This is a genomic window from Halomonas sp. G15 (assembly GCF_021282295.1).
Taxonomy (GTDB): domain Bacteria; phylum Pseudomonadota; class Gammaproteobacteria; order Pseudomonadales; family Halomonadaceae; genus Halomonas; species Halomonas alimentaria.
Genome location: NZ_JAJSPA010000033.1, coordinates 26,747 through 37,338 on the forward strand (window position 1 = coordinate 26,747; position 10,592 = coordinate 37,338).

Genomic DNA, 10,592 nt, shown 5'->3' on the forward strand with positions numbered 1-10,592 from the left:
CTATACGACCTGACCCCGGCGCTCCTCGGGCAGGTTCAGTGTCTATGGTCTGTTCACGGCCACATCCGCTCCACTGGTGCCCGGCCGCGGGCATCCAGCAGCACCCCCTCGGCGGCCAGGTGCTGGCGCTGCTCGGCGGCGCCGGGGTGGTCGGCCAGCTTGCGCGAGGCGGTGATGATGCGAAACCACGGCAGGTCGTGGCCGGTGGGCAGTTCGCGCAGGGCACGGGCCACCAACCGCGGCGTGGCGCCCTCGGCCATGGCAGCGATGCGCCCATAGGTGGTCACCCGCCCGGGCGGGATCTCGGCGATGACGGTCAGGACCTGTTCCCTCCAGCCGGCCTTCATGTACCCTTGCGCCCCCTGTCCGTTGCAAACGCTGGTGAGGTTACCCATGCACGTTCATCTGCTCCAGCACGCCCCCCACCAGGGGCCGGCACGCCTGGCCGACTGGTTGACCAGCATGGGCCACAGCCACACGGTATTCCACCTCGACGCCGGCGAGCTGCCGCCGAAACCCGGCGACGGCGATGCCCTGGTGCTGCTCGATGGCCCCGAAGGTCCCCTGGACGAGACTCGCCAGCCCTGGGTCAGGCGCGAGCGCAAGCTGGTCGAGCGCGCCCTGGACGGCCACAGGCCGCTGCTGGGCATCGGCTACGGCGCTCGCCTGATCGCCACGGCGCTGGGTGCGGTGGTCGCCCGCGGCACCTTCGCGGAAACCGGCTGGCACCCGGTCACGCTTGCCGCGGAGAGCGGCCTGGACCTGCCCGAGCGCTTCGAGGCCTTCATGTGGCATCGCGAGGTTTTCGCCCTGCCCGACAACGCCCTGCCTCTGGGTGGCAGCGAGGCGAGCCCGCTGCAGGGCTTCAGCTGGGACGACGGCCGCGTGCTGGGGCTGCTCTGCCATCTGGAGGCCACCGCCGAGAGCGTCGGGACGCTGCTCGCCAACGAGCCACTGCCCGAGGGCAGCGAGGCCAGCCCCCACGCCCAGGATACCGCGGCGATGCTCGGGGACCCGCGGCGCTTCGACCGCCTCGCCCCGCTGCTCGACCGCCTGCTCAGCCAGTGGCTGCGCCAGGCAGCAGCCTGACCCTGCGATTAGCGAGGGCGCCGGGAACAAGCCGAAGAGGAGGTCCGAGGACCAGGGATGGCCGAGGTAGCGTACAGGGACGTATTCACAGCGCCTCCTCGCAGGCTTGTTGCCGGGTCAGCCCCGAGCGATGCCGGTCTCAGCCACAGAGTGACCACACATCGCTTTCAACCTTGCCTTCTGTTCATTCGACCACTCCCGGGCCACCGCCAGGCAGCTCTCCCAGTCGCCCACATGCAGGAAGTGACCCGGGTCACGCTTCTCCAGCTGGTGTCGATACATGGGGTCGTAGTATTCGGTCAGCAGCGGCGCCAGCCACGCCTCGTGGGCCTGGGGGTTGCCGCGTTCATGCTCGCGGAAGGCCAGCGCCTGTAGCCGCTGCAGCCGGGCCAGGCGTGCGCTGCCCAGGCGCTTGCGCAGCTTGGCCAGGGACTCCTCCAGCTGCTTGCGCATCAGGGCCCAGCCCAGCCACTCGCCGAACTGCCGACGATAGACCGCCCACAGCTCCTCGATATAGTCGCGATGGATCTGTGCCAGGCGCCAGTCCAGGGACATCTCCACGCGCAGTCGCGGGGCGCGCTGCATCGCCTCCCAGAAGGCCTGGGGCAGGTTGGCGCCGCCGATATGGCGTGACTCGTCCTCCACTACCACGGGGCCCGGCAACTCCAGCAGGCGCAGGCCCATGGCATGCTCGAAGTCGATCTGGCCGGGGGCCTGCAGCGGGTGGCGGCCGAAGGCGGAGCCCTTGTGACGGGCACACCCCTCCAGGTCCAGGCCATTGTCCAGGGCCAACACGAGATCAGTCTTGGCACAGCCGGTGAGCCCGCCCACCACCAGCAGCGGCTGCTCGGCGGCGGCATCGATGCGTGCGCAGAGTGCCTGGCGCATCGCCTTCCAGCCGCCGCGGATGCGCGGCCGGGTGATGCCCGCCTCGCGGATCCACTGCTGGGCGATCTGCGAACGCAGCCCACCGCGGAAGCAGTAGACGATGGCATCGGGGTAACGCTCGAGCTCCGCCATCCAGGCCGCCACCCGCGCCGCCTTGACCTCGCCACTGACCAGACGCTCGCCCAGGGCGATCGCCGCGGCCTGGCCGCGCTGCTTGTACTCGATGCCGACCAGGCGGCGCTCCTCGTTATCCATCAGCGGCAGGTTCACCGCCCCGGGCAGCGCCCCCTGGGCGAACTCCACGGGAGCGCGCACATCGATGAGGTGCCGCCCTTCGCTCAGCAGCGCCAGGTCGGGGTCGACCAGCGGCAGGTCACTCATCCATGCACCTCGATGCGCGCCGGGCCGCTGGCCTCGATGATCTCGCCGAAGGGCTCGAGGGTCAGGCCATGCTCGCGGCCGATGCGCTCGACGTCATCCTCCCAGGCCGGATCCACGGCCAGCAGCAGGCCGCCGGAGGTCTGGGGATCGCACAGCCACTGCCAGTGGGCCTCGTCCATCTCGGGCAGGCTCGTCCCAAGGGCCTGACGATTGCGCAGGGTGCCTCCCGGCACCGCCCCCTGGCGACGATAGGCCTCGGCCTCGGCCAGGCGGGGCAGGCGCCGGAAGTCGATGCGCGACGCCACCTCGCTGGCCGCGCACACCTCGGCCAGATGGCCGCCGAGCCCGAAGCCGGTGACATCGGTCATGGCGTGCACGCCCGAGACCTTCGCCAGGTCCACGCCGATGCGGTTGGAGCGCAGCATGGTCTCCCGGGCCAGGCCCTGGTGGCCCGCCTCGAGCAGCCCCTTCTTCTCGGCGGTGGTCAGCATGCCCACCCCCAGCGGCTTGGTCAGGAACAGCAGGTCCCCCGGTTTCGCCCCCTTGTTGAGCTTGAGGTGCGCAAGGTCCACCAGGCCATTCACCGCCAGGCCGAAGATCGGCTCCGGGGCATCGATGGAGTGGCCGCCGGCAAGCGCCAGGCCCAGCTCGCGACACACCGCCTGGGCGCCGGCCATCACGTCGCCGGCCACCTCGGCGGGCAGCTTGTCCAGCGGCCAGCCGAGGATGCCCAGCGCCAGCACCGGGGTACCGCCCATGGCATAGATATCGCTGATCGCGTTGGTGGCGGCGATGCGCCCGAAGTCGAAGGGGTCGTCGACGATGGGCATGAAGAAGTCGGTGGTGGCGATCATGCCGCGGCCGTCGCCCAGGTCGTAGACGGCGGCGTCCTCGCGGCCCTGGTTGCCGACGATCAGCCGCGAATGGGTAGCCCCCGGACCGGCCTGGGCCAGGATGCCGTCGAGCACATCGGGGGCGATCTTGCAGCCGCAGCCGGCTCCGTGGCTGTACTGGGTCAGGCGGATGGCGCTCATCGGAATCTCCTCGGAATCGGTTACGGGTATTCTAACATCAAGGCCCCAACTCACAGGGCCTCGAGGGCGTCGGCGAGCTTGTCCACCGCCACCACCTCCATCCCCTCGGGGGCCCGCTTGGGGGCGTTGGCCCGCGGCACGATGGCGCGGGTGAAGCCGTGCTTGGCGGCCTCGAGGATGCGTTCCTGGCCGCTGGGCACCGGGCGGATCTCGCCGGAGAGCCCCACCTCGCCGAACACCACCAGCTCGCGGGGCAGCGGTCGACTCTGCAGGCTGGAGACCACCGCCAGCAGCACCGCCAGGTCGGCACTGGTCTCCAGCACCTTGACCCCGCCCACCACGTTGAGGAAGACATCCTGATCACCGGTGAATAGTCCGCCGTGACGGTGCAGCACGGCGAGCAGCATGGCCAGGCGGTTGGCATCGAGGCCCACCGCCACGCGCCTCGGGTTGCCCAGCGGCGAGTCATCGAGCAGCGCCTGCACCTCCACCAGGATCGGCCGGGTGCCCTCCCACACCACCATCACCAGGCTGCCCGGCGCCTGCTCCTCGGTGCGCGACAGGAAGATGGCACTGGGATTCTTCACCTCCTTGAGGCCGTGCTCGAGCATGGCGAAGACCCCCAGCTCGTTGACCGCGCCGAAGCGGTTCTTCTGGCCGCGCAGGGTGCGGAAGCGCGAGTCGGCGCCGCCCTCCAGCAGCAGCGAGGCATCGATCATGTGCTCCAGCACCTTGGGGCCGGCGAGACTGCCATCCTTGGTCACATGGCCCACCAGCAGCAGCACGGTGTTGCTCTGCTTGGCGAAGCGGGTCAGGGCCGCGGCGGACTCGCGCACCTGGGCCACGCCGCCCGGGGCCGAGGCGATATCCTCCAGGTGCATGGTCTGGATGGAGTCGATGATCAGGATCTCCGGTTGCTCACGCTCGGCCACGGCGAGGATCGTCTCGACGCTGGTCTCGGCCAGCATCTTCAGCCCCTGGGTGGGCAGTTGAAGGCGGTGGGCACGCATCGCCACCTGGGAAAGCGACTCCTCGCCGGTGACGTAGAGCACGCCACGCCCCTGGGCGAGCTTGCAGGCGGTCTGCAGCAGCAGCGTCGACTTGCCCGCCCCGGGGTGGCCGCCCAGCAGCACCGCCGAGCCCGGCACCAGGCCGCCGCCCAGCACCCGGTCGAACTCGGCGAAGGTGGAGGAGAGTCTGGGTACCTCGCTGAGATCGACATTGGCCAGGTCGACCACCTCGCGGGTCAGGGCGCCGGCATAGCCACCGCGCGCCGCCGGCGATGCGGCTGCGGCTCCCGGTCGAGCCGCGGCGAGACGCACCTCGCTGAGGGTGTTCCATTCTCGGCAGCTCGTGCACTGCCCCTGCCACTTGCGGTATTCGGCGCCGCACTCGGTGCAGACGTAGGCGCTCTTTGCCTTGGCCATGGCGTGTCTCGTCGGTGGATGGGTCGTTAAGTGTCGCTGGTCAGGCCGTTGCGTCAGTGGCAACGGCCACAACGGCAGGGGGCGGCCCGAAGGCCGCCCCCACCGGATCACCCGGGGTCATCCGCGAGCGATCACTGACGCTTGAGCTGCAGCATCTCGCTGTTCTGGAAGCGCCGCCGCTCGGGGTCGATCAGCTCCAGGGTCTGCGGATCGAGGCGCAGGAAGTAGTAGATCTGCCCCTCGCCGTCCGGCGTGAGCTCGTAGACGGTGGCATCAGGCTCATTGGCGGTACCTTCCAGCACCTCCCAGTTGCCAGCGTAGGTCTCGTCCGGGGGGCTCTGCGGATGGCCACGATAGGAGGCGTTGAGCTCGAAGGTGCGATCCTCGGCGGCGGCCTGTTCGTCGCCACGCATCAGCACATCGAGGTCGATACCATCGCAGTTGCGGCAGGGCAGAGTGCCCTGATAGCGCTCCTCGTCGGGCTCCACGGCGGCACCCGCAGGGCCATCGGTGGGGCCGGCGGCGCAGCCGGCCAGCAGCGCAAGCATCGCCGATCCGGCAAGCAAGGTCCTGATTTGCATATGTGTCCTCCTGGGCAGTGGGCGTTGCACCGTAATGCACGGCGGCCTGACGGCCTGAGTCACAGCATAACCGCTGATACGGCCGACGCACAGTTTCCCCTCATCCGCCGATACCGGCATGCACGTGGGCGAAGACCAGCGCCAGCACCACCGGCATCACCACCAGCGAGCCGAGGTTGCCGATCAGCACCAGCGAGGCGACCTTGTGAGGCTCCTGGCGGTACTGCTCGGCAACCAGATAGTTGAGCACCGCCGGCGGCAGGGCGGCGAACACCCACAGCGCCGCGGCCTGCAGCCCGGAGAGCCCCAGCAGCCAGACCAGCGGCGCGGCCAGTACCAGCCCCGAGAGCGGGCAGAGCACGGCGCCCAGCAGGCCGGTCTTCCAGTCCGAGAAATCAATATCGAGCATGCGCACGCCGAGGGCGAAGAGCAGCAGCGGGATACACACTCCGCCCAGCATATGCAGCGCCTCCAGCAGCCAGCCGGGCAGCGGCACGCCCAGCAGGTTGACCGCCAGGCCGGCGAAGGTGGCCAGCACGATGGGCAGACGCAGGATGCGCAGCAGCGAGGAGCCGGGACTCAACATCCACAACCCCACCGTGAAGTGCAGCAGCATCTCGACGATGAACAGCACCACCGCGGCGGGCAGCGCCGCCTCGCCGAAGGCCAGCAGCAGCAGCGGGATGCCCATGTTGCCGGAGTTGTTGAACATCATCGGCGGCAGGAAGGTCTTCACCTCCAGCCCCAGCCACTTCACCAGCGGCCACAGCACCAGCCCCGAGCCCAGCACCACCACCGTGCCACCCAGCGCCAGCCCCGCATACTCCTCCAGCGGGGCCTGGCCGTCGGCCAGCACGGCAAACACCAGCATGGGCACGAAGAGCTCCATGTTGAGGGTGTTGAGGGTGGCGATATCGGGGTTGCGCAGGCGGCCATAGAGGGTGCCGCATCCGGCAATCAGGAATACCGGCAGCAGGGTGGCAAGGATCTGGGCGGTCATCGCGATGTCGTTGTGTTCAGAGGTCAGGGGGCACCAGCCTAGCACGGCTTGCGCGGCTCGGCCGCGCGGGTCACCATGCCTGCTATCCCTCACTGTCCCGAGCGAGAGCCATGAGCAAGTTCTGGAGCCCCGAGGTCCGCGAGCTGACGCCCTATGTTCCCGGCGAGCAGCCCCGCGAGCGCCTGATCAAGCTGAACACCAACGAGAACCCCTACCCCCCGGCCCCGGGAGTCGGCGCCGTGCTGCGCGACTTCCCCAGCGACCACCTGCGCCGCTATCCGGACCCCGAGTCCCGGGCGCTGCGCGAGGCGCTGGCCGCGGAGTTCGGCGTCGAGGTCGGGCAGGTGTTCGTGGGCAATGGCTCCGACGAGGTACTCGCACTGGCCTTCCAGGCCTTCTTCCGCCAGGCAGCGGCTCTGCAGATGCCGGCGATCACCTACAGCTTCTACCCGGTCTACTGCCGGCTCTACGACATCGAGCGCCAGGCCCTGCCGCTGGCCGCCGACTGGTCGGTGGATCTCGCGGCATTCGCCCCCTCGGCGGGCGGGGTGGTCTTCGCCAACCCCAACGCCCCCACCGGCCACGGCCACGATCGCGCGTCGATCGCCACCCTGCTCGAGAGGATTACCGAGTCGGTGGTGCTGATCGACGAGGCCTACGTGGACTTCGGCGGCGAGAGCGCGGTGCCACTGGTGGAGCGCTTCCCCAACCTGCTGATCACCGGCACCTTCTCCAAGTCGCGCAGCCTGGCCGGCCTGCGGCTGGGCTATGCGGTGGGCTCCAGGGAGCTGATCGAGGGGCTGGAGCGGGTCAAGGACTCCTTCAACTCCTACCCGGTGGACAGCCTGGCCAGCGCCGTGGCCATCGCCTCCCTGGCCGACGCGGAGCACTTCGCGGCGTGCCGTGAACGGGTGATCACTACCCGCGAGCAAACCCGCAGCGCGCTCGAGCGACTGGGCTTCGAGGTACTGCCCTCCCAGGCCAACTTCTTGCTGGTCCGCCACCCCGACCAGGATGCCGCCCAGCTCTTCGTGGGGCTGCGCGAGCGGGGCGTGCTGGTGCGCCACTTCAACACCGAGGCGCTGCGCGACCACCTGCGCATCAGTATCGGCACCGATGACGAGATGGAGAACCTCATCGAGACGCTGACGCTGCTCTGCCAGGCGCCGGCCTGAACCCCGCCCCACCAACCCCCCTCCAAACACACGAAAGCCCCGCGGCACTTGCGCGCCGCGGGGCTTTCACTCGGGCTCGGGTCAGGCTCGCCGCGGACTCAGAAGTGCGGCTTGAGCTGCTGCACCAGCGCCTTGTAGAGGCGCGGGCCGGCGGCCATCAGCTGGCCATCCGCCTCCACCCTGGGCTGGCCGTCCGGGGTCCCCATCAGCGCGCCGGACTCCTTGAGCAGCAGGCCGCCGACGTGGAGATCCTGCTCCTCCAGGCCCAGCACGAAGGCGGCATCGGCACGCCCGGAGGCCAGCTCGGCGAGATCGAGCAGGCCGCTGCCGCTGGCCCGCTGCACCTCGATGAGCGGACCGAGTTGCTGCACCAGAGTCAGGTAGGAGGGCAGGTAGCGATTGCGCAGCGAGCTGTCGGGCAGCCCCATGGCGACGCGCGTGCCGGACACGGCATGCTTGCCGGGGACACGGATACGCTTGCCGTTGTGCTGGGCACCACGGCCACGGCTGGCCAGGTACTCGTCGTCGCTGAAGGGGCAGATCACCACCGCATGCTCCGCACGGCCCTTGACCAGGCATACCAGTGACAGCGCGAAGCCGGGAGCGGCCACCTCGAGGTTCGAGTAGCCGTGGAAGGGTTCGATGCGCCACAGCACGTCGCGCCCCTCGCCTTCCCCCTCGCGATGGGGGGTGAAACGGCCGACGACGCCGTGCTGGGGGTAGCCGCGGGAGAGCTGACGCACGATCAGTGTCTCGGCGTTGCGCGCGGCGTCTTCCAGCAGGCGGTCGAGGTTGTGCTCTTGGTGGGAGTTCTCGATGCGCTCGCGAATGCGCAGGAACTGCTCGCCGGCGCTGCGGGCGGCGCGCAGCGCGTATTGGACCATCGGATGCATGATCGGGCCTTGGGGAGTCGGTGGTGTTAAAGAACGGGGCGTTCACTCGAAACGCTGGCGCGAATCCTAGCAGAAGCGCTCGTGACGCGCCATCCACCCCGACGCTCGCATGCTAGACTGCGCCCCTCAACTTCCTGCAGCACCGGACCCTGACCCATGCTCGAGCGCATCCGTATCGTCCTGATCGGCACCAGCCACCCCGGCAATATCGGCGCCACCGCCCGCGCCATGCACAACATGGCCCTGAGCGACCTTGCCCTGGTGGCACCGCGCTGCGAGCCGATCACCGCCGATAGTGTGTCGCGGGCCTCCGGTGCCGACCACCTGGTCCACGGCGCCCGGGTGGTCGACACCCTGGAGGAGGCCGTGGCCGACTGCACCCTGGTGGTGGGCGCCAGCGCCCGCTCGCGGACCCTGCCCTGGCCGATGCTCTCGCCGCGCGAGCTGGGCGACCGCCTGCCCCAGGAGCTGGCCGACCCCGACGCCCGGGTGGCGCTGGTGTTCGGCCGCGAGGACAGCGGCCTGACCAATGCCGAACTGCAGCGCTGCCATGCCCACGTGCACATCCCCACCAACCCGGACTTCAGCTCGCTGAACCTGGCCGCGGCGGTGCAGGTACTGGCCTACGAGTGCCGCCAGGCCTGGCTGGCGGGAGAGCCGGCCGCCCCGGTGGAGCCTGACCAGGCCCTGGCCACCCACGCCGAGCTCGAGCACTACTTCGCCCACCTGGAGCGCACCCTGGTCGCCATCGGCTTCCATGACCCGGCCACCCCTCGCCAGCTGATGGCCCGGCTGCGTCGCTTCACCCTGCGCGCCCGCCCGGAGCGCATGGAGCTCAATATCCTGCGCGGCATCCTCTCGGATACCGAGAAGCTCGCCCCGCCGCGGGATGAGTGATGGCCAACGCCCGGCGGAAAGGGGCAGGCTGCCTTGAAGCTCCCCACCGCCGCCCCCACACTGAGATGATCATCCGCGGCGGTTGCCGCCCTGCCCATCCAAGCCCAAGGACCGCTGCATGTTTCAACGCCTGCGTGAGGACATCAACAGCGTTTTCGACCGCGACCCGGCGGCACGCAACTTCCTCGAAGTGCTGACCAACTACCCGGGCCTGCACGCCCTGCTGCTCCACCGCCTGAGCCACCGCCTGTGGCGCGCCAACCTGCGCTGGCTGGCACGCAGCCTCTCCACCTTCTCGCGCTGGCTGACCGGCATCGAGATCCACCCCGGGGCCACTATCGGCCGACGCTTCTTCATCGACCACGGCATGGGCGTGGTGATCGGCGAGACCGCCGAGGTGGGCGACGACGTCACCCTCTACCAGGGCGTGACCCTGGGCGGCACCAGCTGGAACAAGGGCAAGCGCCACCCCACCCTGGAGGATGGCGTGATCGTCGGCGCCGGCGCCAAGATCCTCGGCCCCTTCAGCGTCGGGACCGGCGCCAAGATCGGCTCCAACGCCGTGGTGACCAAGGAGGTGCCCGCCGGCGCCACCGTGGTGGGCATCCCCGGCAAGATCGTCAAGCGCGAGGAGCCCGATGCCGCCGACACCCTGGACGTCGACCCCGAGCGCCGCGAGGCGATTCGCCGCAAGTTCGGCTTCGACGCCTACGGGGTCAGCGAGGACATGCCCGACCCGGTGGCCCGCTCCATCCAGGCGATGCTCGATCATATGCACGCCGTGGACGAGCGCCTCGAGCGCATGTGCCAGACCCTGCGCAAGGTGGACGCCAGCTACCGCGAGGGCGAGCTGCCGGAGCTGCGTGACGAGGACTTCGCCGAGGTGCTCGACGACGCCTGCAAGATGCCGGAGAAGGCGCCGGCCGCCGAGAAGGCCGGCGAAGGGGAGCGACGCGACTAGGCCAACCAGATCGACAGGTATAGAAGGAGCGCTGGGGGCAAGTCGTAGAGGAGGTCCTACGCCAGGGATGGCGTCGGTAGCAATGGGATGGAGTCCTCCCCACCCTATATCGGCGTCGTTGCGCCACACTGGTGGGCGAGAACACCAACCAGCCTGAGGGTGAGGAGAACTCGTCATGAACATTACCCGTGTCGGCGTCGATATCGCAAAGTCTGTTTTTCATGTCCACGGCGTCGATCGCCATGATCAGGTGCAGTGGCAAGGTA

General features: G+C 69.4%; 11 protein-coding genes. 4 read left to right on the top strand and 7 right to left on the bottom strand.

Features of this window, described 5'->3' with window-relative positions; all coding sequences use genetic code 11:
- Positions 1-53: 53 nt before the first annotated feature.
- Positions 54-347 carry an MGMT family protein gene (locus LWH48_RS13970; protein WP_232913053.1) on the bottom strand — a complete coding sequence of 98 codons (294 nt, stop codon included), beginning with the start codon at positions 345-347 and terminating at the stop codon, positions 54-56.
- 46 nt (positions 348-393) lie between these two features.
- On the opposite strand from LWH48_RS13970, the gene LWH48_RS13975 reads away from it, so the two are divergent.
- Positions 394-1,089 (top strand): type 1 glutamine amidotransferase, encoded by a 696-nt coding sequence (locus tag LWH48_RS13975; protein ID WP_232913054.1) that lies wholly within the window; start codon positions 394-396, stop codon positions 1,087-1,089.
- Positions 1,090-1,206: 117 nt separating this feature from the next.
- On the opposite strand, the gene mnmH is transcribed toward LWH48_RS13975, so the two are convergent.
- The 5 genes from mnmH to LWH48_RS14000 form a co-directional block, all read right to left on the bottom strand.
- Positions 1,207-2,358: a tRNA 2-selenouridine(34) synthase MnmH gene (gene mnmH / locus LWH48_RS13980; RefSeq protein WP_232913055.1), complete on the bottom strand. Its 1,152-nt coding sequence runs from the start codon at positions 2,356-2,358 to the stop codon at positions 1,207-1,209.
- Positions 2,355-3,392, bottom strand: a complete 1,038-nt coding sequence (gene selD / locus LWH48_RS13985) for a selenide, water dikinase SelD (protein WP_232913056.1) — start codon at positions 3,390-3,392, stop codon at positions 2,355-2,357. The genes mnmH and selD overlap by 4 nt, the downstream gene beginning before the upstream one ends.
- A gap of 50 nt (positions 3,393-3,442) precedes the next feature.
- A complete protein-coding gene (gene radA, locus LWH48_RS13990) occupies positions 3,443-4,819 on the bottom strand; it encodes a DNA repair protein RadA (RefSeq protein WP_161429942.1) in 1,377 nt (458 codons plus the stop codon).
- A gap of 131 nt (positions 4,820-4,950) precedes the next feature.
- Positions 4,951-5,400, bottom strand: coding sequence for a copper resistance protein NlpE N-terminal domain-containing protein (locus tag LWH48_RS13995; protein ID WP_161429941.1), 450 nt, complete (start codon positions 5,398-5,400; stop codon positions 4,951-4,953).
- A 100-nt stretch (positions 5,401-5,500) separates the two neighbouring features.
- A complete protein-coding gene (locus tag LWH48_RS14000) occupies positions 5,501-6,400 on the bottom strand; it encodes an AEC family transporter (RefSeq protein WP_232913057.1) in 900 nt (299 codons plus the stop codon).
- 110 nt (positions 6,401-6,510) lie between these two features.
- On the opposite strand from LWH48_RS14000, the gene hisC reads away from it, so the two are divergent.
- A complete protein-coding gene (gene hisC / locus LWH48_RS14005; protein WP_232913058.1) occupies positions 6,511-7,575 on the top strand; it encodes a histidinol-phosphate transaminase in 1,065 nt (354 codons plus the stop codon).
- A 98-nt stretch (positions 7,576-7,673) separates the two neighbouring features.
- Here hisC and LWH48_RS14010 read toward each other — a convergent pair whose 3' ends face one another.
- Positions 7,674-8,468, bottom strand: coding sequence for an inositol monophosphatase family protein (locus tag LWH48_RS14010; RefSeq protein WP_232913059.1), 795 nt, complete (start codon positions 8,466-8,468; stop codon positions 7,674-7,676).
- A 156-nt stretch (positions 8,469-8,624) separates the two neighbouring features.
- On the opposite strand from LWH48_RS14010, the gene LWH48_RS14015 reads away from it, so the two are divergent.
- Positions 8,625-9,365: an RNA methyltransferase gene (locus LWH48_RS14015; RefSeq protein ID WP_161429937.1), complete on the top strand. Its 741-nt coding sequence runs from the start codon at positions 8,625-8,627 to the stop codon at positions 9,363-9,365.
- Positions 9,366-9,483: 118 nt separating this feature from the next.
- Positions 9,484-10,326, top strand: a complete 843-nt coding sequence (gene cysE / locus LWH48_RS14020; protein ID WP_232913060.1) for a serine O-acetyltransferase — start codon at positions 9,484-9,486, stop codon at positions 10,324-10,326.
- The last annotated feature ends 266 nt before the right edge of the window (positions 10,327-10,592 follow it).

Excerpts from the sequence above, each read along its gene's own strand:
- LWH48_RS13975 (WP_232913054.1), top strand. The coding sequence starts at position 394 with ATGCACGTTCATCTGCTCCAGCACGCCCCCCACCAGGGGCCGGCACGC.
- hisC (WP_232913058.1), top strand. The coding sequence starts at position 6,511 with ATGAGCAAGTTCTGGAGCCCCGAGGTCCGCGAGCTGACGCCCTATGTT.
- LWH48_RS13970 (WP_232913053.1), bottom strand. The coding sequence starts at position 347 with ATGAAGGCCGGCTGGAGGGAACAGGTCCTGACCGTCATCGCCGAGATC.
- LWH48_RS14000 (WP_232913057.1), bottom strand. The coding sequence starts at position 6,400 with ATGACCGCCCAGATCCTTGCCACCCTGCTGCCGGTATTCCTGATTGCC.
- mnmH (WP_232913055.1), bottom strand. The coding sequence starts at position 2,358 with ATGAGTGACCTGCCGCTGGTCGACCCCGACCTGGCGCTGCTGAGCGAA.
- radA (WP_161429942.1), bottom strand. The coding sequence starts at position 4,819 with ATGGCCAAGGCAAAGAGCGCCTACGTCTGCACCGAGTGCGGCGCCGAA.
- LWH48_RS14010 (WP_232913059.1), bottom strand. The coding sequence starts at position 8,468 with ATGCATCCGATGGTCCAATACGCGCTGCGCGCCGCCCGCAGCGCCGGC.
- LWH48_RS13995 (WP_161429941.1), bottom strand. The coding sequence starts at position 5,400 with ATGCAAATCAGGACCTTGCTTGCCGGATCGGCGATGCTTGCGCTGCTG.
- LWH48_RS14015 (WP_161429937.1), top strand. The coding sequence starts at position 8,625 with ATGCTCGAGCGCATCCGTATCGTCCTGATCGGCACCAGCCACCCCGGC.
- cysE (WP_232913060.1), top strand. The coding sequence starts at position 9,484 with ATGTTTCAACGCCTGCGTGAGGACATCAACAGCGTTTTCGACCGCGAC.
- selD (WP_232913056.1), bottom strand. The coding sequence starts at position 3,392 with ATGAGCGCCATCCGCCTGACCCAGTACAGCCACGGAGCCGGCTGCGGC.